Below are 23,316 nucleotides of genomic sequence, written 5' to 3'. Positions count from 1 at the left end.
GGTGGCCTCGGCGGTGCGGATCGGGCAAGCTCCCCGCTCGCTTGTCGTTGGAGCCCGCAATGCCGCCCCGCTTTTCCCGCCTGCTGTCCCTGGCCATCGCCACCGCCCTGAGCCTGTCGCTGGCGGCCCCGGCGGACGCGGCCAAGAAGAAGACCACCAAGCAGACCACCGCGCAGACCCGCGCCAAGGCGAGCAAGGCCCGCAAGGCGCGGCCGGCGCCGGCCCCGGTGGTGCTGACCAAGGCGCAACAGCTGAACCGGCTGTACGACGACTACTGGGAAGCCTCGCTCAAGCTCAATCCGCTGCAGGCGACCTTCCAGGGCGACAGCCGCTACAACGACCAGTTGCCGAACTTCCTCTCGGCTGCGTTCCGCCAGCAGTCGCACGACTTCACCGTGGAGTGGCTGAGCAAGGCCGAGGCGATCGGCAAGGATGGCCTCAGCGGCCAGGACCTGCTCAGCTACGAGATCTTCGTCGGCGACGCGCGCAACGCGCTGGAGGCGGAGAAGTACCCCAGCTGGATGCAGCCGGTGAACCAGTTCTACAACGTCGGCAGCATCATGGTGATGCTCGGCTCCGGCACCGGCGCGCAGCCGTTCCGCACGGTCAAGGATTACGACAACTGGTCGCGGCGCGCGCTCGGCATCCCGGCACTGTTCGACCAGGCCATCGCCAACATGCGCGAAGGCATGAAGGCCGGCGTTGTGCAGCCGCGCGCGTTGATGGAGAAGGTGCTGCCGCAGCTCGATGCGATCATCAAGCCCACCGCCGAGGAGAGCCTGTTCTGGGGCCCGGTGCGCAACCTGCCGGCGGACATTCCGGAGGCCGAGAAGCAGCGCATCACCGCCGAATACAAGCGCATGATCGAGTACCGGATCATGCCCGCCTACCGCGCGCTGCGCGGCTTCATCGCCACCGAATATCTGCCGGCCACGCGCAATACCGCCGGCATCGGCGCCCTGCCCGGCGGCGATGCCTGGTACGCCTGGAACGTGCGCCAGAGCACTACCACCGACCTGACCCCCGCCCAGATCCACCAGATCGGCCTGGACGAGGTGGCGCGCATCCAGGGCCAGATCCAGGCGGTGATGAAGCAGGTGCGCTTCCGCGGCTCGATGCAGAAGTTCTTCAAGTTCATGCAGACCGACAAGCGCTTCACCTTCAAGAGCGAGGACGAGCTGCTGAGCTACTACCGCGGCCTGGAAGGCCGGGTCGACGCGGCGGTGCCGCGCATGTTCTCGCTCAAGCCCAAGGCCGCGTTCGAGATCCGCCCGGTGGAGCCGTACCGCGCGCAGTCGGCCGCCAGCGGCTCGTACATGCGTCCCAGCGAGGATGGCCGCCCCGGCATCTTCTACGTCAACACCTACGACCTGCCCAGCCGCAAGACCTGGGATGCGGAAGACCTGTACCTGCACGAGGCCATTCCCGGCCACCACTTCCAGCTCGGTCTGCAGCAGGAGCTGACCAACCTGCCCAAGTTCCGCCGCTTCGGCGGCGAGACCGCGTTCATCGAAGGCTGGGGCCTGTACGCCGAATCGCTGGGCAAGGACCTGGGCCTGTACCAGGATCCCTACAACTATTTCGGCTACCTGCAGAACGAGCTGTGGCGCGCGATCCGCCTGGTGGTGGACACCGGCCTGCATAGCAAGGGCTGGACCCGCGAGCAGGTGATCGACTACATGCTGCAGAACTCGGCCACCAGCCGCACCGACGCCGAAGCCGAGGCCGAGCGCTACATGGCCATCCCCGGCCAGGCGCTGTCCTACAAGATCGGCGAGATGAAGATCATGCAGCTGCGCGACTACGCCCGCGCGCAACTCGGCGACAAGTTCGATATCCGCGAGTTCCACGCCGAAGTGCTGAAGGATGGCTCGGTACCGCTGAACGTGCTGCAGGAAAAGATCGAGCGCTGGGTGGCGAGCAAGAAGAAGGGGTGAGCGGGAAGCCGCTCCTCCCGCGGAACATGCGACCTGAGGCGTCGCGGGATCGTTGCAGGAGCGGCTTCAGCCGCGATGGGGCCTTGCTGGTGAAGCCCGGTCGCGGCTGAAGCCGCCCCTACGGGAAAGCAGCCGCCGCACGGAGGCAGATAGCACGCCAGTTCCACCAGGACATGAGCGCGCACGAACCCATTGTGGGAGGGACTTCAGTCCCGACGCGTTGTAGTGAACGGCGTCGGGACTGAAGTCCCTCCCACAGTGCAGCTCGCTGGCATGCCGGCTGCTGCAAGTGCAGCGCGACAGGAGTGGGAACTACAGCGACGTCCCGTTGATGCGATCGCCATCCCGTTGCGCCCATTCCACTCGGTGCTGATCGCACACCAGTTGCATCAGGGCACCGGGCGCGCATGAACCCCTTGTAGGAGGGACTTCAGTCCCGACGCGTTGCAGTAAGGGCGTCGGGACTGAAGTCCCTCCCACAGTGCAGCTCGCTGGCATGCCGGCTGCTGCAAGTGCAGCGCGACAGGAGTGGGAACTACAGCGACGTCCCGTTGATGCAATCGCCGTCCCGTTGCGCCCATTCCACTCGGTGCGGATCGCACACCAGTTGCATCAGGGCACCGGGCGCGCATGAACCCCTTGGCCAAGGTGGTTGATCAGCGCCGACACCCACTGAGAACCGACGTCGAAGCCATCGCGCCGTCGCGTGCAAGGCCAGCGCCCTCTCTACGACGATGCCAGACGCCGCGCCAGCTGCGCGATGTCCTGCGGGGTGGTGCGGCAGCAGCCGCCGATCAGGCGGGCGCCGGCCGCACGCCAGGCGGCGAGGTGGTCGACCAGGCTGCCGGCATCGGCGCTGTCGGCCTGCCAGCATTTGCGCTCGGCGTCGTAGCGCTCGCCCGCGTTCGGATACACCACCAGCGGCAACCGCGTCAGCGTCGCCAGATGACGCAACGCCGCAGTGGCCAGCGACGGCGCGACGCAGTTGACGCCGAGCGCGACCACCTGCGGGTGGCCGTCGAGCAACGCCACCACCTCGTGCAACGGCGTGCCGTCGCTGAGGTGCGCGGCATCGCGCAAGGTGCAGGCGAACCAGGCGACACCCTCAGGAAACTCCTCCAGCACCTGCAGCAAGGCCGCCATTTCCGCCAGCGACGGCTGCGTTTCGCAGGCCAGCAACTCCACACCGGCCGCGACCAGGGCCGCGATGCGCGGGCGATGGAAATCGCGCATTCGCGCCGGCGTCAGCGCATAGTCGCCACGGTACTCGGATCCGTCGGCCAAGTAGGCGCCATACGGACCGACCGAGCCGGCAACCAGCAACGGCCCCGCCTGCGGATGCCGCGCGAGATGCGCCTGCCGTGCCTGCTGCGCCAGTTCGACGCTGCGCGCGATCAAGCGTTGCGAGTGCGCGAGGTCGATCCCGCGCGCAGCGAAGCCCTGCGGCGTGGCCTGGTAGCTGGCGGTGATCGCACACTGCGCACCAGCGGCGAAATAGTCGCGGTGCACCTGGCGGATCAGGTCCGGCTGTTCCAGCAGGATCTTCGCCGACCACAGCGGATCGCGCAGATCGCAGCCGCGACGCTCCAGTTCGGTGGCCAGCGCGCCGTCGAGCACCAGGCACCGGTCCTCGGCCAGCAGCGCGGCAAGCGGGTTGTGCGGCATGGCGCGGCCTCGCAGCGACGGAATGCGCAGTGTCGCAGACGGCAGCGGTGTGGTCGCGACGCGCTGCGCTATGCTGCTGCCATGCCATTCGCCCGCTTACTGACGACGCGCGACCGCACTGTCGCCACCGCCGCGCCACAGACGCGCACTGCAGCCATCGCCCACACCTGTTGCCCGAGCGCGCCGCGATGACCTCGTCGCTGACCCTGGACGGCCTGCACCACGTGGCGATCATCGCCTCCGACTACGCGCGCTCCAAGGACTTCTATTGCCGCCTCCTCGGCCTGCCGGTGATCGCCGAGGTGTATCGCGAAACCCGCGACTCCTGGAAGCTGGACCTGGCCCTGCCCGACGGCAGCCAGCTCGAACTGTTCTCGTTCCCGACCCCACCGCCGCGACCGAGCCGCCCGGAAGCCTGTGGGCTGCGCCACCTGGCGCTGCGCGTGCGCGACCTGGACGCCGCCGTCGCGCACCTGCAGGCGCACGGCGTGGAGGTCGAACCGATCCGTGTGGACGAGTACACCGGCCGCCGCTTCACCTTCTTCGCCGATCCCGACGACCTGCCGCTGGAACTGTACGAAAACGGCTGAACGCCCACCGCCGGCCACGCTGAACCGCATGCCGCAGTGCGGATTCCCAGCACCATACGCTTGGGTATACAGTCGGATCAGGCCGGCATCGCGCCGGCCGCACCGGACATCCCTCGGGAGGGGAACATGCGCACGACCTTCAAGACCCTGATGCTGGCCCTGCCGCTGAGCGCGGCGGCATTCATGGCGCACGCCGCCGACACCTCGCCGGTCGGCCGCTGGCAGACCATCGACGACGAAACCGGCAAGCCCAAGTCGATCGTGCAGATCGAACAGGCCGCCAACGGCACACTGAGCGGCAAGGTGGTCGAGATCCTGCAGTCCAACCACGGCCCCAACCCGATGTGCGACAAGTGCGACGGCGAGCGCAAGGGCAAGCCGATCAAGGGCATGACCATCCTGTGGGGCCTCAAGCCCGACGGCACCGCGGTATGGGACGGCGGCTCGGTGCTGGACCCGGCCAAGGGCAAGACCTACAAGGCCAAGGTCACCCTGACCGACGGCGGCAAGAAGCTGCAGATGCGCGGCTACATCGGCATCGAGGCGCTGGGGCGGACGCAGACCTGGATCAGGGAGTGACGGAAGCCGGGAATCGGGAGTGGAGAATCGGGAATCGTTAAAAGCGGCATCTGCCGGCCTGATCCCACCCCACTCCGACAAGGCGCCTGCAAAGGCGCCTTTTTCGTGGCCATCAGCTCGCGGGCGGCGCTCTTGCGAGTTCCCACTCTCGCGAATCGGGAATGGGGAATGGGGAATCGCAAAAGCGGCATCTGCTGGCCTGATGCCACCCCACTCCAACAAGGCGCCTTTTTCGTGGCCCATCAGCTCGCGGGCGGCGCTCTTGCGAGTCCCCATTCCCGATTCCCCATTCCCAGCTCCATGCAATAATCCCCGGCCCCCAGAAACGCCGGCCGCCATGACCACCGCTCTCGTCACCACCGCCCTGCCCTATGCCAACGGACCGCTGCATCTGGGGCATCTGGTCGGCTACATCCAGGCCGACATCTGGGTGCGCGCGCGGCGGCTGCGCGGCGACCGCACCTGGTTCGTGTGCGCCGACGACACCCACGGCACGCCGATCATGCTGGCCGCCGAGAAGGCCGGGGTCACCCCTGAGAGCTTCATCGCCGCCATCCAGGCCAGCCACGAGCGCGATTTCGCCGCGTTCGGCGTGGCCTTCGACCATTACGACTCGACCAACTCGGACGCCAACCGCGCCCTGACCGAGGCGTTCTACGCCAAGCTCGACGCCGGCGGCCACATCGCGCGGCGCTCGGTGGCGCAGTTCTACGACCCGGCCAAGGGCATGTTCCTGCCCGACCGCTACATCAAGGGCATCTGCCCGAACTGCGGCAGCGCCGACCAGTACGGCGACAACTGCGAGGTCTGCGGCGCCACCTATTCCCCGACCGAGCTGAAGGAGCCCAAGTCGGTGATCTCCGGCGCCACGCCGGAGCTGCGCGATTCGGAGCACTTCTTCTTCGAGGTCGGCCGCTTCGACGGCTTCCTGCGGCAGTGGCTGGCCGGCGACGTGGCCCTGCCCGGGGTCAAGGCCAAGCTGATGGAATGGCTGGACAGCGAAGGCGGCCTGCGCGCCTGGGACATCTCCCGCGATGCGCCGTACTTCGGCTTCCAGATTCCCGGCCAGCCGGGCAAGTATTTCTACGTGTGGCTGGACGCGCCGATCGGCTACCTGAGCAGCTTCCAGACCCTGTGCGCGAGCCTGGGCGAAGCGTTCGAGCCGCACCTGGCCGCCGGCACCGCCACCGAACTGCACCACTTCATCGGCAAGGACATCGTCAACTTTCACGGCCTGTTCTGGCCGGCGGTGCTGCACGGCACCGGGCACCGCGCGCCGACCCGGCTGCACGTCAACGGCTACCTGACCGTCGACGGCGCCAAGATGTCCAAGTCGCGCGGCACCTTCGTCATGGCCCGCACCTACCTGGACGTGGGCCTGGAGCCGGAAGCGCTGCGCTACTACTTCGCGGCCAAGTCCTCCGGCGGCGTCGACGATCTCGACCTGAACCTGGGCGACTTCGTGGCGCGGGTCAACGCGGACCTGGTCGGCAAGTTCGTCAACCTGGCCAGCCGCTGCGCCGGCTTCATCGACAAGCGCTTCGGCGGCACGCTCGCCGACGCGCTGCCGGATGCGGCGCAGTACGCGCGCTTCGTCGCCGCGCTGGCGCCGATCCGCGAGGCCTACGAGCGCAACGACCCGGCCAGCGCGATCCGCCAGACCATGGCCCTGGCCGACGAGGCCAACAAGTACATCGACGAACACAAGCCCTGGGTGCTGGCCAAGCAGGACGGCGCCGAAGCGCAACTGCAGGCCGTGTGCACGCAGGGCCTGAACCTGTTCCGGGTGCTGGCCGCCGCGCTCAAGCCGGTGCTGCCGCGCACCTGCGCCGAGGCCGAGGCCTTCCTGTCGGCCCCGCTCGGCGCCTGGGAAGACCTCGACGCCCCGCTGCTGGCGCACGTGATCCAACCGTACGCCCCCCTGTTCACCCGTATCGACCCCAAGCTGCTCGACGCCATGACCGACGCCTCCAAGGACACCCTCGCCCCCACTCCAACTGCCGCGCCCCCCGCCAAGCAGGAAGCGAAGGCCGCCACCAATCCCCAATCCCCACTCCCCACTCACGGCGTCATCGGCATCGACGACTTCGCCAAACTCGACCTGCGCGTCGGCAAGGTGCTGGCCTGCGCGTTCGTCGAAGGCTCGGACAAGCTGCTGCGCTTCGAACTGGACGCCGGCGAGCTGGGCAAGCGGCAGATCTTCTCCGGCATCCGCGGCAGCTACGGCGAACCGGAAAAGCTGGTCGGCCGCAACGTGGTGTTCATCGCCAACCTGGCCCCGCGCAAGATGCGCTTCGGCCTCAGCGAAGGCATGATCCTGTCGGCCGGCTTCGACGGCGGCGCCCTGGCCCTGCTCGACGCCGACAGTGGCGCGCAGCCGGGCATGCCGGTGCGGTAAGGCCGGGAAAGGAGAATCGGGAATCGGGAATCGCAGAGCTGCAGCCCGCCGCCAGACCCGCTTTTACGATTCCCGTTTCCCCATTCCCCATTCCCATGGACTTGGCCCTATTCGACTTCGACCACACGGTCACCACCACCGATACCTATTCGGGATTCCTGCGCCGTGTGGCCACGCCGGCGCAGCAGGCGCGGGCGCGCTGGGCGGTCGGGCCGTGGCTGGCCGGCTATCGGCTGGGCCTGGTGTCGGCGGCGACGTTGCGCACGCGTGTCACCCGGCTGGTGTTCGCCGGCCGCGATGCAGACGAGATCGCCCGCGAGGCCGAGCACTATGCGCAGCAGGCGCTGCCGCCGCTGCTGCGACCGGACATGCTGCAGCGGATCGCCTGGCACCAGGCCCAGGGGCACACCGTGGTGCTGGTCTCCGGTTCGCTGGATCTGTATCTGCGGCCCTGGTGCACGCAACATGGGCTGGGCCTGATCTGCAACCATCTGGAAGTGCAGGATGGGCGCCTGACCGGCCGCTATCGCCACGGCGACTGCGGACCCCGCAAGGCCGCGCTGATCCGCATGCAGTACGACCTGAACGCTTATCGGCGCATCCATGCGTACGGCGACAGTCGCGAGGATCGGCCGATGCTGGCACTGGCGCACGAACGCTGGTACTGCGGGCGCCGGATCGCCTGAGCCGACGACACTGCCCGATGCGGCGCCGTCGGGCGAACATGGGCACCGCGTTACACTGTGCAGGCTGACCACGCCGATGCATCTTCTTCGCTCTGTAGTCCCCGCGGCGCTGCCGCGCGCCGCCTCCGCCATGACGCCCGCCCACGCCCCCCTGCTCGAACGCCTCGATCGCCTGCTGCCGCAGACCCAATGCGGCCAGTGCGGGTTCGACGGCTGTCGTCCCTATGCCGAAGCGATGGCCGCCGGCACGGCGCAGGTGGACCGCTGCCCGCCCGGCGGCGACGCCGGCGCGCGCGCCCTGGCGCGGGTGCTCGGCGTCCCCGCCCTGCCCTACGACCGCAGCCGCGGCACCCACACGCCGCCGCAGGTGGCATGGGTGGTGGAAGCCGACTGCATCGGCTGCACCAAGTGCATCCAGGCCTGCCCGGTGGACGCCATCGTCGGCGGCGCCAAGCACATGCACACGGTGCTGGCGCCCTTGTGCACCGGCTGCGCGCTGTGCCTGCCGGCCTGTCCGGTGGACTGCATCGTCCTGCGCTGAGACAGCCGCTTCAGCGCGAGCCCCACGGCGGGCGCATCCGGATCGGCACCCGTCGCGTATGTCCTGGTGTCATCCCACCGGAGCGCCGTGCATGCCGACGTCGACCGCCACCTTCCCGCTCATTCGAGCGCACCTGCCGCTGGCCCTGGCCCTCGGCGCCGCCACCCTGGTCGCCGCCGCGCCTGCGCGGGCGATGCTGCACTACGAGGGCATCGCCTATGCCGCCGACGGCAAACAGGTGCTGTACCGCGAAAGCCACTGGGTCCGCGAGGATGGCGCGCGCCTGGTGCTGTACCAGTGCACCGACGGCGCCGCGTTCGCGCGCAAGCGCGTGGACGATGGCAGCGCCGCACCGGACTTCGAACTGGTCGATGCGCGCAGCGGCTACCGCGAGGGTGTGCGCCGCAGCGGCAGCGGGCGCGAGATGTTCAGTCAGGCCAAGGGTCAGGCCGAACGCCGCGCGCCGTTGCCCAAGAGCACCGAGGCGCAGGTGATCGACGCGGGTTTCGACGCCTACCTGCGCCAGCGCTGGGACAGCCTGGGCAGCGGCGGACCGCAGCGCATCGCCTTCGTGCTGCCCAGCGAACTGCGCACGCTCGACTTCCGCATCACCCCCGGCCCGGCCGATGCCGAAGTGCAGCGCTACACCCTGAGCCTGGCCGCCTGGTACGGCACGCTGCTGCCCGACCTCAGCGTCGCCTACACGCGCCAGGATCGGCGCCTGCGCGAGTTCCGCGGCGTCGGCAACATCCGCGACGCGCGCGGCCGCTACCCGAGCGTGCGCATCGAATTCCCCGAACGCCTGCGCGGCCAGGCCGATGCCGGCGCCTGGGAGCAGGCGCTGCAGCAACCGTTGGTCGCGCAATGCAGCGCGCGCTGAGCCACGCCGCCGGCGCATTCACGCCGGCCCCCGCCGCACCCGCTACAACCATGCCTGCGCATCGCCCGCGCTTCGACGAGGACACCTCATGGCCAAGGCCTACCTGTGGTTCAACGCCGCGCTGTACGCGCTCCTGGCCGTCTGGTGCACGCTGCTGCCGGCACAGACCGCCGCGGCGGTGGGCTATGTCGGCCTGGACCGCTCCGGCCAGTCCGAATACCTGGTCATCTACGGCGGCCTGCAATTGGGCATGGCCTTCCTGTTCGGCTACTTCGCCCGCACCGGGCAGTTGCGCACCGGCCTGCTCCTGGCACTGGCGTTCTACGTGCCCATCGTGCTCTACCGCAGCGCCAGCCTGCTGCGGCTGTGGCCGGTCGGCCCGACCACGACCGGCCTGGCCGCGTTCGAGATCGTCCTGCTGCTCACCGCGTGCGTATTGTGGCGGCGCCAGCGCGCCTGAGCGACGGGCGCGGCGAAAGCCTGTAGCATCGCGCCGACCTTCGCCACCGTCTCCCGGCATGACCGAGTCGCCCGATCACGACGAAGCAGGACAATTGCTGGTGGCCACCGCCACCGGCGACAGCGCCGCGTTCGAACGCCTGTACCGCACCACCTCCTCGCGCCTGTTCGGCGTGTGCCTGCGCATCGTGCCGCAGCGCGGCGAAGCCGAGGACGTGCTGCAGGAAGTGTTTTCCTCCGTCTGGCGCAAGGCGGCGCAATTCGACCCGCAGCGCGCGCGCGGCCTGACCTGGCTGACCATGATCGCCCGCAACAAGGCCATCGACCATCTGCGTGCACGCGCACCGGCGCGGCAGTCGGTGGCGCTGGACGACGCCGGCGAACTGCAGGACGAAGGCCGCGATCCGCTCGCCGATACCGAGTGGCGGGTGGCCGGTCGGCGCCTGGACGTGTGCATGGGCGAACTGGAGCCGCCGCGCGGCGACTTGATCCGCACCGCGTTCTTCGAAGGCATCACCTACGAAGAACTGGCGCAGCGCAGCGGCACGCCGTTGGGCACGGTCAAGAGCTGGATCCGCCGTGGCCTGGCCAAACTGAAAGCGTGTTTGGAACGATGAACGCCTCCGTGCCCGATCCACAGGAAACCCCGCCGCCGCGCGACGTGCTGGCCGGCGAGTACGTGCTCGGCGTGCTCGACGCGCAGGAGCGCCGCGCCGCCGAAGCACGCATCGACAGCGACCGCGAATTCGCCGCGGCCGTGCTGCAATGGCAGCAGCACCTGATGCCTCTGGCCGACGAGATCGCCCCGGTGGCGGTGCCCGAGCGCGTGTGGGTGCGCATCCGCGCCTCGCTGGGCCTGGATGCGCCGGCGCCGCGCCCGCGCGCCGCCGCACCCGGGTTCTGGGACAGCGTGCGGACCTGGCGCTGGCTCAGCGCCGGCGGCTTCGCCACCGCCACGGCCTGCCTGCTGGCGCTGCTGCTGGCACGTGCGCCGGTGCCGCCGCCGGCCGTGCAGCCCCCGCCGGTCGCCACTACCACCACGCCCAAGCCCAGCGGCATCGCGATGACCTCCACGCTGATGCAGGACGACGGCAAGCCCGGCTACGTGGCGCTGATGGACGCCGACAAGCGCAGCATCACCCTCACCCCGCTGGCCGGCGCCCGCGACGCCGACCGCGTGCCGGAACTGTGGCTGATCCCGGCCGACGGCAAGGCGCGCTCGATGGGTGTGTTCGACGAGGCCAAGGCGCGCGTGGCGCGCATTCCCGATGCGCTGATGCCCTTGCTCAGCGACGGCGCGGTGCTGGCGGTGACCATGGAACCGCCCGGCGGCGCGCCCGGCGGCGTCGCCACCGGTCCGGTCGTGGCCAAGGGCGGCATCAGCACACTGCAGCTGGCGCCGTAGACAACCCTTCTTCCATCGGGACCATGGATCCCCTTCTCCCGTCGGGAGAAGGTGCCCCGAAGGGGCGGATGAGGGTACGGGCGAAGCCTCGTACAGCGTCCGCTAGCGCAAGTTGGATACGCGAGGGCTACGCTCCGCACCCTCACCCCAACCCCTCTCCCGATGGGAGAGGGGCAATAACGCCTTAGCTCGCTGCAGCTGGCTCAGTAGACAATCCTTCTCCCACCAAGACCACGGATCCCCTTCTCCCATCGGGAGAAGGTGCCCCGAAGGGGCGGATGAGGGTCCGGGCGAAGCCTCGTACAGCGTCCGCTAGCGCAAGTTGGATACGCGAGGGCTACGCTTCGTACCCTCACCCCAGCCCCTCTCCCGATGGGAGAGGGGCAATAACGCCTTAGCTCGCTGCAGCTGGCTCAGTAGACAATCCTTCTCCCACCAAGACCACGGATCCCCTTCTCCCATCGGGAGAAGGTGCCCCGAAGGGGCGGATGAGGGTACGGGCGAAGCCTCGTACAGCGTCCGCTAGCGCAAGTTGGATGCGCGAGGGCTTCGCTCCGTACCCTCACCCCAACCCCTCTCCCGATGGGAGAGGGGCAGTGCACCACGTACCTTGCACGCGCCGCGGAGAGATCGGGCCGCGGCCAGGCTATGCCGCGCTCGTCTAAAAGAACCGGGCGCGCATTCACCCGCCCACCACTCGTGCGCAGGCAACATCCCCGCCGCCATCGCGCATCCGCACGACAGCCAGATCTTCCGATTCGTGCGACGCCTGCGCTGCGCCGTCGTGGCCGCCATGCCGCGTTCGCAGCCGTGCAGGGGAAATGCGACGCGGGTGCATCCGTGTTCCGGTTTCGCCCGTATCGCTCCCAAGTCCCCCAATGAGACGCGCTTGTGCCGAGTCCCGTTCCGGAACCCAGCCATTCCACAATGCCACCAGCGCCGCGTGGCCGCATCCTGCGCACCTTGCGGCGCTGGTTCGACACCAGTGCCGAGATCGAGCTGGATCCGGCGCGGGCAGACCGCATCGACTGGCTGCGTGCCGCGCCCTACATCGGCCTGCACCTGGCGTGCCTGGGCGTGTTCTGGGTCGGTGTGTCCTGGTTCGCCGTCGGCATGGCCGTGGCGATGTACGCGGTGCGCATGTTCGCGCTCACCGGCTTCTACCACCGCTACTTCGCGCACCGCGCGTTCAAGACCTCGCGTCCGGTGCAGTTCCTGTTCGCCGCGATCGGCGCCACCTGCGTGCAGCGCGGACCGCTGTGGTGGGCCGCCCACCACCGCAACCATCATCGCCATACCGATACCCCGGCCGATCCGCATTCGCCGCGCCAGCACGGCTTCTGGTGGAGCCATAGCGGCTGGTTCCTGACCCCGCGCGGCTTCCGCACCGACTGGGAGGCGATCCCGGACCTGCGCCGCTTCCCCGAACTGCGCTTCCTCGACCGCTTCGACCTGTTGCTGCCGGTGCTGCTGGCGCTGGCGCTGTTCCTGCTCGGCGGGTGGCTGCAGCGGCACGTGCCGCAGCTCGGCACCGACGGCCCGCAGTTGCTGGTGTGGGGTTTCTTCGTCTCCACCGTGGCGCTGTTCCATGCCACCTTCACCATCAACTCGCTGGCGCACCGCTTCGGCAGCCGCCGCTTCGACACCCGCGACGACAGCCGCAACAACCTGTGGCTGGCGCTGCTGACCTTCGGCGAAGGCTGGCACAACAACCACCATTTCTTCCCTGGCGCCGCGCGCCAGGGCTTCCGCTGGTGGGAGCTGGACCTGACCTGGTACGGCCTGAAGGCGCTGTCGTGGACGCGCGTGATCCGCGAGCTCAAGCCGGTGCCGGCCGGGCTGGTGCGCGCACAGGCGCGTGCCCGATGAGCCGGATCGCGGTGGTGGGCTCGGGGATCGCCGGCCTCGGCGCGGCGTGGTTGCTGTCGCAGCGCCACGAGGTGACGCTGTACGAGGCGGCCGACTATCTCGGCGGCCATACCCATACCCATGCGATCGAACTGGACGGTGCGGAATACGCGGTGGACAGCGGCTTCATCGTGTTCAATCCGGAGCACTACCCGCTGCTGAGCGCGCTGTTCGCGCGGCTCGGGGTCGAGTCGCAGCCGACCACGATGAGTTTTTCGGTGCACGAGGAACGCACCGGGCTGGAGTACAACGCCGGCACGCTCGACGGGCTGTTCTGCCAGCGCCGCAACCTGCTGTCGCCGCGCTTCTGGCGCATGCTGCGCGATCTGCGGCGGTTCTACCGTGAGGCGCCGCAGGTGCTGCACGACGCCACGCTGGCGCAGCTCACCCTCGGCGACTTCCTGCAGCGCCACCGCTACTCCGAGGTATTCCGCGACGCGCACCTGGTGCCGATGGCCTCGGCGCTGTGGTCCTCGCCGTCGCGGCAGATCCTCGATTTCCCGATGCGCCAGCTGATCGGCTTCATGGCCAATCACCACATGCTGCAGGTCAGCGGCCGCCCGCAGTGGCGGGTGGTCCGCGGCGGCTCCAACAGCTACGTGCGTGCGCTGCGTAGCCGCTGGCGCGTGCGCGAGCGGCTCGGCACGCCGGTGCGCGCGCTGCAGCGCACGGCCCATGGCAGCGTCGCGATCGCCTGCGATGCCGATACCCAGCAATACGACCATGCGGTGTTGGCCTGCCACGCCGACGACGCGCTGCGCCTGCTGACCGACCCCAGCGACCCGGAAACCGCGATCCTCGGCGCGATCGGCTACCAGGACAACGAGACCGTGCTGCACACCGACGCGCGCGTGCTGCCGCGCGACCGCCGCGCCTGGGCCGCCTGGAACGCGCAAGTGCCGGCAGATCCGGACGCGCCGTGCACGGTCAGCTACTGGATGAACGCACTGCAGTCGCTGCAGGCGCCGCAGCCGTTCATCGTCAGCCTCAACCGCACCGATGCGATCGATCCGGCCAAGGTGCTGCGACGCATGCGCTACCGGCATCCGCTGCAGACCCAGGCGTCGGTGGCGGCGCAGGCGCGCAAGGGCGAGATCCAGGGCCAGCGCAATACCTGGTTCGCCGGCGCTGGCTGGGGCTTCGGCTTCCACGAGGACGGCCTGCGCAGCGCGGTCGACGTCGCCGCTGCGCTGGGGGTACCCTGGTCATGACGCTGATGCGCCGTGCTGCCGTGCCCGCCCCGCCGACTGGCGCCGTCTCGACAACGTCGGCGGCGGCGGGCACGACCCTGCATGGCCTGCACAGCGCGGTGTACACCGGCTGGGTGCGGCATCGCCGTTACGCACCGAAAGCGCTGGCGTTCCGCTACCCGCTGTTCCTGCTGTACCTGGACCTGGACGAACTGAAGCAGGTATTCGCGCGGCGCTGGCTATGGTCGGTGAACCGGCGCAACCTGGCCGAGTTCCGCCGCAGCGACTACCTGGGCGACCCCGCGCAACCGCTGGACGAAGCGGTACGCGACCGCGTGCAGCAGCACACCGGCGAGCGTCCGCTGGGCCCGGTGCGCATGCTCACCCACCTGCGCTACTTCGGCCACTGCTTCAATCCGGTCACGTTCTACTACTGCCACGACGCGCAGCAGCGCCTGCACAGCATCGTGGCCGAGATCACCAACACGCCGTGGCGGCAGCGCCACGCCTACGTGCTGCCGATGGCCGAGGCGCGCAGTCACGGCGCCACGCACGCCTGGCGCTTCGCCAAGCGCTTCCACGTCTCGCCGTTCATGGCGATGGCGCATACCTATGCCTGGCGCTTCAGCGAACCCGGCGCGCAACTGCGCGTGCACATGGACGTGCTCGATCCCACGCCGGCGGCGACGCGGCGACGCTTCGACGCCACCCTGGTGCTCGAACGCCGCGCGCTCGACGGTGCCAGCCTGGCGCAGGCACTGCTGCGCTATCCGGCGATGACCCTGCAGGTCATGGCCAAGATCCACTGGCAGGCGCTGCGGCTGTGGCTGCGCGGCAACCCGGTGCACGACCACCCCGACCACTCCCTTCCGCGAGAACGCCGATGAACGCTCCGCACGCGCCCTCTTCCGCCGCCGCGCTGGCCCCTGCCGCACCGCCGCTGCGCGGGCTCGACCGCCTGCTGCGGCAACGCCTGCTCGCCACCCTGGATGGCCTGCGCGAGGGCCAGTTGCGCATCGAGGAAGCCGGCACGCTGACCACGCTGGGCGATACCAGCATCGGCGCCGACACGCTGCAGGCGCATCTGCGCATCCATGACCCGCGCTTCTACCGCCAGGCCGCGCTCAACGGCAGCGTCGGCGTCGGCGAGGCGTACATGGACGGCCTGTGGGACTGCGACGACCTGGTCGCACTGGTACGCCTGCTGGTGCGCAACCGCGACCGCCTGGACGCGATGGAAACCGGCCTGGCCCGGCTCGGCGGCCTGGCGATGCGCGGCCTGCACGCGTTCGCGCGCAATACCCGCGCCGGCAGCCGCCGCAACATCGCTGCGCACTACGACCTGGGCAATCCGTTGTTCGAGCTGTTCCTGGATCGCAACCTGATGTACTCCTCGGCGATCTTCCGCGACGCCGACGCCGCCTTGGGCGAAGCCGCGCTGGAACGCGCCGCCGAACGCAAGCTGCAGCGCATCTGCGCCAAGCTCGACCTGCAGCCGCACCACCACCTGGTCGAGATCGGCACCGGCTGGGGCGGCTTCGCGCTGCATGCGGCCAAGCACCACGGCTGCCGCGTCACCACCACTACCATCTCGCGCGAGCAGTACGAACTGGCCCGGCAGCGCATCGCGGCCGCCGGGCTGTCGGACCGGGTCGAGGTGCTGCTGCGCGACTATCGCGATCTCGACGGTCGCTACGATCGCCTGGTCTCGATCGAGATGATCGAGGCGATCGGCCATCAATACCTGGATACCTACTTCGGCAAGGTCGGCAGCCTGCTCAAGGACGACGGCCAGGCGCTGATCCAGGCCATCACCATCGAGGACCACCGCTACGCGCAGGCGCTGAAGTCGGTGGACTTCATCAAGCGCCATATCTTCCCGGGCAGCTTCATCCCCTCGGTGGCGGCGATGACCGGGGCGATCGGCCGCGCCAGCGACCTGCGTCTGTTCAACCTGGAAGACATCGGCCCCAGCTACGCGCTGACCCTGCGCGCCTGGCGCGAGCGCTTCATGGCAAAGCTGCCGCAGGTGCGCGCGCTCGGCTACGACGAACGCTTCATCCGCATGTGGGAGTTCTACCTGGCCTACTGCGAAGGCGGTTTCCTGGAGCGCTCGATCGGCGACGTGCACCTGTGGCTGAGCAAGCCGCGCGCACGGCCGGCGCAGTTCGCGCCGGCGCTGGCGGGCGACGCATGAGCAACCTGATCAACTACCTCGCCCTGCAGGGGCTGTGGCTGGCCGCCGTCGTCGGCGCCGCGCACGGCTTGGCCTGGGCCGGCCCGGCGGCGCTGGCGCTGTTCGCGCTGTACCAGTTGCAGTCGCGCCGCCGCGCGCGTGGCGACGCCGCGCTGATCGCCCTGGCGTTGCCGCTGGGTGCAGGTGTCGATGCGGCCATGCGCGCCGGCGACTGGGTGCGCTACGCCGCCGCGCCACCGGCACCGTGGCCGCCGCTGTGGATCCTGGCGCTGTGGGCCGGCTTCGCGCTGACCTTCCAGCACTCGCTGGCCTGGGTGATGCGCCATCCCTGGCGCGCGGCGCTGTTCGGCGCCATTGGCGGCCCGCTGGGCTATGTGCTGGCCGCGCGCGGCTGGCAGGCGGTGACGCTGGTGGCGCCCACGCCGCAGGCGCTGCTGGCGCTGGCTGCGGGCTGGGCCGCGGCGCTGACCTTGCTGAGCCTGGCGACGCGCCGCCTGATGGTCGCCACGTCGGCACTGCCGGCCACCGGAGTGGCGCGATGAACGCCTGGCCGCTCCTGCATGTAGGCATCTTCACCGTGCTGGTCATGCTCGCCGGCTGGGCCTGGCAGCGGCGCACCCGCAATGCCGGCGTGGTCGATGTGCTGTGGTCGGCCTGCATGGCGCTGACCGCGGTGTACTGCGCCTGGCGTGCCGATGGCGCGCTGCTGCCGCGGGTACTGACCGCGGTGCTGGGTGGGCTGTGGGGCGCGCGCCTGGCCTGGCATCTGGGCGTACGCGTGTTCGGCGATGCGCACGAAGACGGCCGCTATCGTGCCCTGCGCGAGCACTGGCACGGCGACCAGCGCAAGTTCCTGGCGTTCTTCCTCGGCCAGGCGCTGGTGGTCCTGGCGTTCGCGGTGCCGCTGTCGGTGGCCGCGCACAATCCGCAGCCGCAGTGGAGCGCGTGGACCACGTTGGCGGTCGCGACCTGGCTGATCGCGGTCGGCGGGGAAAGCCTGGCCGACCGGCAACTGGCCGCGTTCCGCACCAACCCCGCGAACAAGGGCAAGACCTGCCGCCAAGGCCTGTGGCGCTATTCGCGGCATCCGAACTACTTCTTCGAATTCGTGCACTGGTTCGCCTACGTGTTCCTGGCAGTGGGCAGCGGCGCGCTGTGGGTCGGCGTGGCGGCCTTGGGCCCGTTGCTGATGTTCGCCTTCCTCTATCGCGTCACCGGCATTCCCTACACCGAACAGCAAGCGCTGCGCTCGCGCGGTCGCGACTACGCCGACTACCAGCGCAGCACCAGCGCCTTCTTCCCCATGCCGCCGCGGCACTGAGCCGCGCGAGGAGATCCGCCATGTCCAGTACCTTCGCCACCTCTTCCCCGCCTGCCGCGCCGACCGAGCCGCTGGCCACGCGCCTGGCCGAATCCGGCCTGCTGCCCGACGCCATGCTGCGCGCGGCGATGCGCCGGTTGTGCGCGCAACGCCTGCGCGACGAGCGCGCCGGCGGCGCCGACGCGGCCTGGGAGCGCCAGCGCCTGCTGATCGAATCGCTGCGCGAGAGCGCCATCGCGATCGAGACCGACGCAGCCAACCGCCAGCATTACGAAGTGCCGCCGCGCTTCTTCGAGCTGTGCCTGGGCAAGCGCCTGAAGTACAGCAGCTGCTACTGGGATGCGACCACGCCCGACCTGGACGCGGCCGAAGAACGCATGCTGCAGCTGTACGCCGAACGCGCACAGTTGCGCGACCGCCAGCGCATCCTCGAACTGGGCTGCGGCTGGGGCTCGCTGACGCTGTGGATGGCCGAGCAGTTCCCCGGCGCACGCATCACCGCGGTCTCCAACTCGCGGCCGCAGCGCGAGCACATCGAAGCGCAATGCCGCGCGCGCGGACTGGGCAACGTCAAGGTGATCACCCACGACGCCAACACCCTGACCCTGCCGACCGAAAGCTACGACCGTGTGGTCTCGATCGAGATGTTCGAGCACATGCGCAACTACCGCGAACTGCTCAAGCGGGTCAGCCACTGGCTGGTGCCGGGCGGCCGGCTGTTCGTGCACATTTTCTGCCATCGCGACCTGGCCTACCCGTTCGAGGTGCAGGGCGAGGACAACTGGATGGGCCGGCACTTCTTCACCGGCGGCCTGATGCCGGCGGCCGACACCCTGCTGCAGTTCCAGGACGACCTGGCGATCGAACGCCGCTGGCTTCTGTCCGGCCAGCATTACGAGAAGACCGCCAACGCCTGGCTGCACAACCAGGACCGCCACCGCGACACGCTGATGCCGGTGCTGCAGGCCACCTACGGCGCCGACGCCAAGATCTGGTGGCAACGTTGGCGCATGTTCTGGATGGCCTGCGCGGAACTGTTCGGCTACGAACAGGGCCAGCAGTGGGGCGTGGCGCATTACCGGTTCGTCAGGCGCTGAGGGGCTGGGGCGCTGGGGCGCCGGGAATGGAGAATGGGGAAACGGGAATGGGCGTCCCGCGAGTGCCCGGGTTACCTGCGTACCCAAGGAACTTCCGGTCAACCGCGACGGGCTTTACCGGCGACGCCTGTCGCGGCTAAAGCCACTGCTTCACGCGGTCGCTCAGGCGACGCACTGCCGGCTTTCCCATTCCCCATTCCCGACTCCCCATTCCCGGCTTTCACGCCGCCGCGGTAATGACGATCTCGATCTTCCAGGCCGGGTCGGCCAGCTTGGCCTGCACGGTGGCGCGGGCCGGGGTGTTGCCCGGGCTGACCCATTCCTCCCAGACCTTGTTCATTTCGGCGAACTCGGCCAGGTCGGTCATGAAGATCTCCGCGCGCAGGATCCGGCTCTTGTCGGTGGCGGCGAGCGCCAGCAACCGGTCGATCGCGGCCAGCACCTGGCGGGTCTGGCCGGCGATGTCTTCGCTGGTATCGTCCGCGATCTGCCCGGCCAGATAGGCCACGCCGTTGTACACGGTCATCTCCGACATCCGCGGGCCGGTATCGAAACGCTGGATCATGATGCGCTGTCCTGTAGTGGGAAGACAACGCCATTGTCGCGCGATTGCGCCGCGGCTGCAGGCACCGGCCGCCACACGCGATACGCCACCGGCAGCAGCCAGGCCAGGATCAGCACGATCGGCAGTTTCTGGGTCAGCCCGCGCGGCGGCGCGCGCCACAGCACATGCACCCACAGGGCCACGAACGCCAGCACCGCCAGCAGCAACAGCGGCCCGGCGCGGCCCCGCCACGCCGCCTGCCCACGCAGCCACGCGCTCTGCAGCAGCATCGCCGTGGTCACGCACAGGAACGCGGTCTGCGCGGAGAGCCCGTGCACCAGCGGCGCCAGCAGCGGTGCGCGCTGCGGCAGGTAGCTGTCGCCGATCGCCACGCCGCACAGGCCGAGCGCGGCGCAGCCGAACAGCACGACCGGCGCGCCACTGCGCGCGCGTGGCGGCGCCTGCGCATACAGCCCGGCCGCCAGCGCCACCACGCCGACGGCCAGCAGGACGTAGACGGTGCGTAGCAGCAGGCCGCCGGGCCCATGCAGGTACTGGCTGAGCGTGGCCTGCTGCCAGTGCAGATCGGCACGCACGACCTGCAACGCCACGGCCACGCCGAGGAACAGCAGCGCCAGCAGTAGCGCTGCGGCGCCGGCCAGGCGCGTCCAGCGCGGTGGCGTGGGAAAGGGAGATGCGGACAAGGGCATCGACAGGCTCCGGAACCGACACAGACCGTCGCCACATGCGCCGGCCACGGCCCCTGCCGCGGTCCAGACGCCGTGGCGACGTGCGATTCCACTATCATGCGCGTCGCCGGCACGGCCGGTATAGCCTGGAGCGTGGGATGCACGGCAAGAGGAGCGGTACGGCTGACAGGGGTGCGATGTGCGCGCTGCGGGGTGCGGCCCGGGAGGGCGCCAAGCTCAGCGGTACCGGACTCGCCTTCGCGCCGCTGACCGCGACCGCTGTCGGGACCTGACGCGTGGCATCCCACCGGGGTGATGCGCGGCAGGCCGGTGCAACCCGGCTTGCCCCGACACCCCACCCACCGCGACGCAGCCACTCGGTCGCAGCCCTCTCAATGTTCGTCACACGCTTTCATCCAACCGGTATCGCGATGGCCCGTCTTCGTTTCACCCGCACTTCCGCTCCGGCCGCGTCGCGCACCGCGCAACGTGCGCCGTCGCGCCTCGCCGCCGTCCGTCCGCAATGACCGACGCCGCGCCCTCCACTCCCGCACCCACGCCCGGCTGGCGCCGTGCGCTGCCGGTGCTGGCCAGCCTGGCGATCCTGGCCCTGGCGCTGCACGCGCTGGCCACGGAGTTCAGCACCCACGGCTACAGTGCGATCCGTCACGCCTTCAACCAGCTGAGCCTCAGCCAGATCGTGCTGACCCTGCTGCTGGGCCTGAGCAGCTATGCCTGCCTGATCGGCTTCGATGCCGTCGGCCTGCGCCGCAGCGGGCGCAAGCTGCACCCGATGCGGATCAGCATCACCGCGTTCCTGGCGCATGCGGTCGGGCAGACCCTGGGCTTCGCCGCATTGACCGGCGGCGCGGTGCGCCTGCGCGGTTACGGCCGGGTCGGGCTGAGCCTGGCCGAGATCGGCCAGGTGGTGCTGATGAGCACGCTCGGCTTCGTGTTCGGCGCGTGGCTGCTGCTGGCGCTGGCCCTGACCCTGGAACCGGCCGCGGCGGCGCTGGCGCTGCCGGTCGGCGCGACTGCGGTGCGCGCGATCGGCATCGCGTTGCTGGTCGGCTTCGCCACGATGCTGCTGCTGGCCGGCCGCGACGGCCGCACCCTGCGCTGGCGCAGCCACGAACTGTGGCTGCCGGACCGGCGCACCACCCTGGGCGTGACCGCGCTGAGCGTGGTCGAACTGGGCCTGGCCAGTGCCGCGTTCTACGTGCTGCTGCCCAACGAATCGGGCATCGAGTACATCGGCTTCGTCGGCCTGTACCTGGTCGCGGTGGTGGCGGGCCTGGTCTCGACCGTGCCGGCCGGCCTGGGCGTGTTCGAGTGGAGCCTGCTCAAGCTGCTGCCCGGCGTGGCCCCGGCGGCGGTGCTGGCGGCGGCGCTGATCTACCGCATCACGTACTACGTGGTGCCGCTGCTGCTGTCGGTGCTGATGGCGTCGCTGTCCGGCCTGCGCCGGCCGCTGGCCGCCAGTGCCGGCGGCGTGCGCGTGGCCTGGCGCACGCTGCGCCCGTGGCTGCCGCAGATCATCGCCTTGGCGGTGTTCGCGGTCGGCGCGGCGCTGGTCATCGACGGCACCCTGCCCACGCCCAAGCGCCGCCAGGACATGGCGCCGCTGTCGATCATGGAAACCTCGCACCTGCTGGCCAGCCTCGGCGGCGTGGTGCTGCTGCTGATCGGCCAGGGCCTGCAGCGGCGCAGCCATGCCGCCTGGGTGCTGGCGATCGGCATCTGCGTGCTGCTGCCGCTGCCAGCCTGGCTGCGAGGCGGCCACGTCTCGGTGGCGCTGTCCTCACTGGTGGTGGCGGTCGGCCTGTGGGGCGCGCGCCGCGAGTTCTACCGCGAGGGCGCCCTGCTCGACGAGGCCTGGTCGTGGCCGTGGCTGCGCAACCTCGGCCTGGTGCTGATCGCCACGATCTGGCTGCTGTTCTTCGTCTACAGCCACGTCGAATACCAGAACGAGCTGTGGTGGGAGTTCGCCACCTCGGCCAACGCGCCGCGTGCGCTGCGCGCGGTGCTGCTGGTCAGCGTGGCGGTGGTGGTATTCGGGCTGGCGCGGCTGCTGCACAGCACGCGCTCGCCGTTGCCGCCGGCCGATGGCGCGCAACTGGACGCGCTGGCGCCGGTGCTGGCCGAGGCCACCGACACCCAGGCCTGCCTGGTGCTGACCGGCGACAAGGCGCTGCTGCAGGCCGAGGACGGCCCCGGCTTCGTGATGATGCAGCGCTACGGCGGCTCGCTGGTGGCGATGGGCGACCCGGTCGGCGCGCCGGAAGTGGCCCGCGCGCTGATCTGGCGCTTCCGCGAGGAAGCCGACCGCATGGGCCTGCGCCCGGTGTTCTACCAGGTCGGCGAGCAGCACTGGCAGACCTACCTGGACCTGGGCCTGACCCTGGTCAAGCTCGGCGAGGAAGCGATGGTGTCGCTGGAGGGCTTCCACCTGGAAGGCCGCGACCGCGCCGACCTGCGCCAGGCCTGGAACCGCGGCAAGCGCAGCGGGCTGAGCTTCCGCATCGTCGAGACCGACGCGGTGGACGCGCTGATGCCGGTGCTGGCCGAGGTCTCGCAGCAGTGGCTGGAAGACAAGGCCGGTGCCGAGAAGGGCTTCTCGCTGGGCAGCTTCGACCCGGCCTACCTGCGCCGCTTCCCGATCGCGGTGGTGGAGTTCGAGGGCAAGGTCGTGGCCTTCGCCAACCTGTGGCAGGCCCCGGCCGGTCACGAGCTGTCGGTGGACCTGATGCGGCACATCGCCGATGCGCCGAAGGGCACGATGGACTTCCTGTTCATCGAGCTGTTCCTGTGGGGCCGCGACCAGGGCTACAAGCGCTTCTCGCTGGGCATGGCGCCGCTGTCGGGCCTGGCCCAGCACCGCCTGGCCGGCCGCTGGAACCGCTTCGGCAACCTGATCGTGCGCCACGGCGAACGCTTCTATGGCTTCACCGGCCTGCGCCGCTTCAAGTCCAAGTTCGCCCCCGCCTGGCGCACCCGCTACCTCGCCGCCCCCGGCGGCATGCACCTGCCCGCCGCCCTGCTGGACGTGACCCGACTGATCTCGCTGGATCCGCGCAAGCCGGAGTGAGGCGGGGATTGGGGAGTCGGGATTGGGGATTGGCCTGGCTACCCCGTTTGCCGGAGCTTTACGAGGCTTCGCGCCGCACCCTCATCCGCCCCTTCGGGGCACCTTCTCCCGAGGGGAGAAGGAAAAGCAAAGCCCCCCCCCC

At 69.8% G+C, this 23,316-nt stretch carries 21 protein-coding genes; 18 read left to right on the top strand and 3 right to left on the bottom strand.

Annotation, left to right across the window (positions count from 1 at the left end; translation table 11 throughout):
• The first annotated feature begins 59 nt into the window (after positions 1–59).
• Positions 60–1,937: a DUF885 family protein gene (locus CEK65_RS15430; RefSeq protein ID WP_152182251.1), complete on the top strand. Its 1,878-nt coding sequence runs from the start codon at positions 60–62 to the stop codon at positions 1,935–1,937.
• Between the two features lie 726 nt (positions 1,938–2,663).
• Here CEK65_RS15430 and mmuM read toward each other — a convergent pair.
• On the bottom strand, positions 2,664–3,602 hold the full coding sequence (gene mmuM / locus CEK65_RS15425; protein WP_152182250.1) for a homocysteine S-methyltransferase: 939 nt from the start codon (positions 3,600–3,602) through the stop codon (positions 2,664–2,666).
• Positions 3,603–3,802: 200 nt separating this feature from the next.
• On the opposite strand from mmuM, the gene CEK65_RS15420 reads away from it, so the two are divergent.
• The 16 genes from CEK65_RS15420 to CEK65_RS15345 all read left to right on the top strand — a co-directional run bounded on the left by CEK65_RS15420 (position 3,803) and on the right by CEK65_RS15345 (position 18,853).
• The gene (locus CEK65_RS15420) at positions 3,803–4,192 is read left to right on the top strand and encodes a VOC family protein (RefSeq protein ID WP_199286304.1); all 390 of its coding nucleotides are present in this window, start codon (positions 3,803–3,805) and stop codon (positions 4,190–4,192) included.
• Positions 4,193–4,318: 126 nt separating this feature from the next.
• Positions 4,319–4,771 carry a DUF2147 domain-containing protein gene (locus tag CEK65_RS15415; RefSeq protein WP_017910211.1) on the top strand — a complete coding sequence of 151 codons (453 nt, stop codon included), beginning with the start codon at positions 4,319–4,321 and terminating at the stop codon, positions 4,769–4,771.
• 337 nt (positions 4,772–5,108) lie between these two features.
• The gene (gene metG, locus CEK65_RS15410; RefSeq protein WP_152182248.1) at positions 5,109–7,169 is read left to right on the top strand and encodes a methionine--tRNA ligase; all 2,061 of its coding nucleotides are present in this window, start codon (positions 5,109–5,111) and stop codon (positions 7,167–7,169) included.
• 95 nt (positions 7,170–7,264) lie between these two features.
• Positions 7,265–7,855 (top strand): HAD family hydrolase, encoded by a 591-nt coding sequence (locus CEK65_RS15405; protein ID WP_152182247.1) that lies wholly within the window; start codon positions 7,265–7,267, stop codon positions 7,853–7,855.
• Between the two features lie 76 nt (positions 7,856–7,931).
• Positions 7,932–8,396: an Rnf electron transport complex subunit RnfB gene (gene rnfB, locus CEK65_RS15400; protein ID WP_081613384.1), complete on the top strand. Its 465-nt coding sequence runs from the start codon at positions 7,932–7,934 to the stop codon at positions 8,394–8,396.
• 91 nt (positions 8,397–8,487) lie between these two features.
• On the top strand, positions 8,488–9,276 hold the full coding sequence (locus tag CEK65_RS15395; protein ID WP_152182246.1) for a hypothetical protein: 789 nt from the start codon (positions 8,488–8,490) through the stop codon (positions 9,274–9,276).
• Between the two features lie 88 nt (positions 9,277–9,364).
• A complete protein-coding gene (locus tag CEK65_RS15390; protein ID WP_017910216.1) occupies positions 9,365–9,736 on the top strand; it encodes a hypothetical protein in 372 nt (123 codons plus the stop codon).
• A 58-nt stretch (positions 9,737–9,794) separates the two neighbouring features.
• Positions 9,795–10,352, top strand: coding sequence for a sigma-70 family RNA polymerase sigma factor (locus tag CEK65_RS15385; protein WP_017917756.1), 558 nt, complete (start codon positions 9,795–9,797; stop codon positions 10,350–10,352).
• Positions 10,349–11,140 carry an anti-sigma factor gene (locus tag CEK65_RS15380; RefSeq protein WP_152182245.1) on the top strand — a complete coding sequence of 264 codons (792 nt, stop codon included), beginning with the start codon at positions 10,349–10,351 and terminating at the stop codon, positions 11,138–11,140. Before CEK65_RS15385 ends, CEK65_RS15380 begins: the two co-directional genes overlap by 4 nt.
• A 927-nt stretch (positions 11,141–12,067) precedes the next feature.
• On the top strand, positions 12,068–13,009 hold the full coding sequence (locus tag CEK65_RS15375) for an acyl-CoA desaturase (RefSeq protein WP_193314803.1): 942 nt from the start codon (positions 12,068–12,070) through the stop codon (positions 13,007–13,009).
• A complete protein-coding gene (locus tag CEK65_RS15370) occupies positions 13,006–14,259 on the top strand; it encodes an FAD-dependent oxidoreductase (protein WP_152182244.1) in 1,254 nt (417 codons plus the stop codon). The genes CEK65_RS15375 and CEK65_RS15370 overlap by 4 nt, the downstream gene beginning before the upstream one ends.
• Entirely contained in the window at positions 14,256–15,125 is an 870-nt protein-coding gene (locus tag CEK65_RS15365) for a DUF1365 domain-containing protein (protein WP_152182243.1), read from the top strand. The genes CEK65_RS15370 and CEK65_RS15365 overlap by 4 nt, the downstream gene beginning before the upstream one ends.
• Positions 15,122–16,435: a cyclopropane-fatty-acyl-phospholipid synthase family protein gene (locus tag CEK65_RS15360; RefSeq protein ID WP_017909121.1), complete on the top strand. Its 1,314-nt coding sequence runs from the start codon at positions 15,122–15,124 to the stop codon at positions 16,433–16,435. Before CEK65_RS15365 ends, CEK65_RS15360 begins: the two co-directional genes overlap by 4 nt.
• Positions 16,432–16,977, top strand: coding sequence for a DUF2878 domain-containing protein (locus CEK65_RS15355; RefSeq protein WP_152182242.1), 546 nt, complete (start codon positions 16,432–16,434; stop codon positions 16,975–16,977). The genes CEK65_RS15360 and CEK65_RS15355 overlap by 4 nt, the downstream gene beginning before the upstream one ends.
• Positions 16,974–17,756 (top strand): DUF1295 domain-containing protein, encoded by a 783-nt coding sequence (locus CEK65_RS15350; RefSeq protein ID WP_152182241.1) that lies wholly within the window; start codon positions 16,974–16,976, stop codon positions 17,754–17,756. The genes CEK65_RS15355 and CEK65_RS15350 overlap by 4 nt, the downstream gene beginning before the upstream one ends.
• Before the next feature lie 20 nt (positions 17,757–17,776).
• Positions 17,777–18,853 (top strand): cyclopropane-fatty-acyl-phospholipid synthase family protein, encoded by a 1,077-nt coding sequence (locus tag CEK65_RS15345; RefSeq protein WP_152182240.1) that lies wholly within the window; start codon positions 17,777–17,779, stop codon positions 18,851–18,853.
• Between the two features lie 220 nt (positions 18,854–19,073).
• Here the strand turns inward: CEK65_RS15345 and CEK65_RS15340 are convergent, their stop codons facing one another.
• Positions 19,074–19,418: a RidA family protein gene (locus tag CEK65_RS15340; protein ID WP_017910151.1), complete on the bottom strand. Its 345-nt coding sequence runs from the start codon at positions 19,416–19,418 to the stop codon at positions 19,074–19,076.
• On the bottom strand, positions 19,415–20,107 hold the full coding sequence (locus CEK65_RS15335; RefSeq protein WP_150410309.1) for a DUF998 domain-containing protein: 693 nt from the start codon (positions 20,105–20,107) through the stop codon (positions 19,415–19,417). The genes CEK65_RS15340 and CEK65_RS15335 overlap by 4 nt, the downstream gene beginning before the upstream one ends.
• A 502-nt stretch (positions 20,108–20,609) precedes the next feature.
• Between CEK65_RS15335 and mprF the strand changes: the two genes are divergently transcribed.
• Positions 20,610–23,174, top strand: coding sequence for a bifunctional lysylphosphatidylglycerol flippase/synthetase MprF (mprF, locus tag CEK65_RS15330; RefSeq protein ID WP_150410310.1), 2,565 nt, complete (start codon positions 20,610–20,612; stop codon positions 23,172–23,174).
• The last annotated feature ends 142 nt before the right edge of the window (positions 23,175–23,316 follow it).

This window comes from Xanthomonas sp. LMG 12459 (genome assembly GCF_009192905.1).
In the GTDB taxonomy this organism is placed as follows: Bacteria; Pseudomonadota; Gammaproteobacteria; order Xanthomonadales; family Xanthomonadaceae; genus Xanthomonas_A; species Xanthomonas_A sontii.
The sequence above is the reverse complement of the archived record's forward strand: the minus strand, read 5'-3'. Positions and strand labels throughout refer to the sequence as shown.

Bases quoted from the DNA above. Each gene is read 5' to 3' on its own strand.
- CEK65_RS15335 (WP_150410309.1), bottom strand. From the start codon at position 20,107: ATGCCCTTGTCCGCATCTCCCTTTCCCACGCCACCGCGCTGGACGCGC.
- rnfB (WP_081613384.1), top strand. From the start codon at position 7,932: ATGCATCTTCTTCGCTCTGTAGTCCCCGCGGCGCTGCCGCGCGCCGCC.
- metG (WP_152182248.1), top strand. From the start codon at position 5,109: ATGACCACCGCTCTCGTCACCACCGCCCTGCCCTATGCCAACGGACCG.
- CEK65_RS15355 (WP_152182242.1), top strand. From the start codon at position 16,432: ATGAGCAACCTGATCAACTACCTCGCCCTGCAGGGGCTGTGGCTGGCC.
- CEK65_RS15340 (WP_017910151.1), bottom strand. From the start codon at position 19,418: ATGATCCAGCGTTTCGATACCGGCCCGCGGATGTCGGAGATGACCGTG.
- CEK65_RS15395 (WP_152182246.1), top strand. From the start codon at position 8,488: ATGCCGACGTCGACCGCCACCTTCCCGCTCATTCGAGCGCACCTGCCG.
- CEK65_RS15415 (WP_017910211.1), top strand. From the start codon at position 4,319: ATGCGCACGACCTTCAAGACCCTGATGCTGGCCCTGCCGCTGAGCGCG.
- mprF (WP_150410310.1), top strand. From the start codon at position 20,610: ATGACCGACGCCGCGCCCTCCACTCCCGCACCCACGCCCGGCTGGCGC.
- mmuM (WP_152182250.1), bottom strand. From the start codon at position 3,602: ATGCCGCACAACCCGCTTGCCGCGCTGCTGGCCGAGGACCGGTGCCTG.
- CEK65_RS15360 (WP_017909121.1), top strand. From the start codon at position 15,122: ATGAACGCTCCGCACGCGCCCTCTTCCGCCGCCGCGCTGGCCCCTGCC.
- CEK65_RS15380 (WP_152182245.1), top strand. From the start codon at position 10,349: ATGAACGCCTCCGTGCCCGATCCACAGGAAACCCCGCCGCCGCGCGAC.
- CEK65_RS15430 (WP_152182251.1), top strand. From the start codon at position 60: ATGCCGCCCCGCTTTTCCCGCCTGCTGTCCCTGGCCATCGCCACCGCC.
- CEK65_RS15385 (WP_017917756.1), top strand. From the start codon at position 9,795: ATGACCGAGTCGCCCGATCACGACGAAGCAGGACAATTGCTGGTGGCC.
- CEK65_RS15375 (WP_193314803.1), top strand. From the start codon at position 12,068: ATGCCACCAGCGCCGCGTGGCCGCATCCTGCGCACCTTGCGGCGCTGG.
- CEK65_RS15370 (WP_152182244.1), top strand. From the start codon at position 13,006: ATGAGCCGGATCGCGGTGGTGGGCTCGGGGATCGCCGGCCTCGGCGCG.
- CEK65_RS15405 (WP_152182247.1), top strand. From the start codon at position 7,265: ATGGACTTGGCCCTATTCGACTTCGACCACACGGTCACCACCACCGAT.
- CEK65_RS15365 (WP_152182243.1), top strand. From the start codon at position 14,256: ATGACGCTGATGCGCCGTGCTGCCGTGCCCGCCCCGCCGACTGGCGCC.
- CEK65_RS15390 (WP_017910216.1), top strand. From the start codon at position 9,365: ATGGCCAAGGCCTACCTGTGGTTCAACGCCGCGCTGTACGCGCTCCTG.
- CEK65_RS15350 (WP_152182241.1), top strand. From the start codon at position 16,974: ATGAACGCCTGGCCGCTCCTGCATGTAGGCATCTTCACCGTGCTGGTC.
- CEK65_RS15345 (WP_152182240.1), top strand. From the start codon at position 17,777: ATGTCCAGTACCTTCGCCACCTCTTCCCCGCCTGCCGCGCCGACCGAG.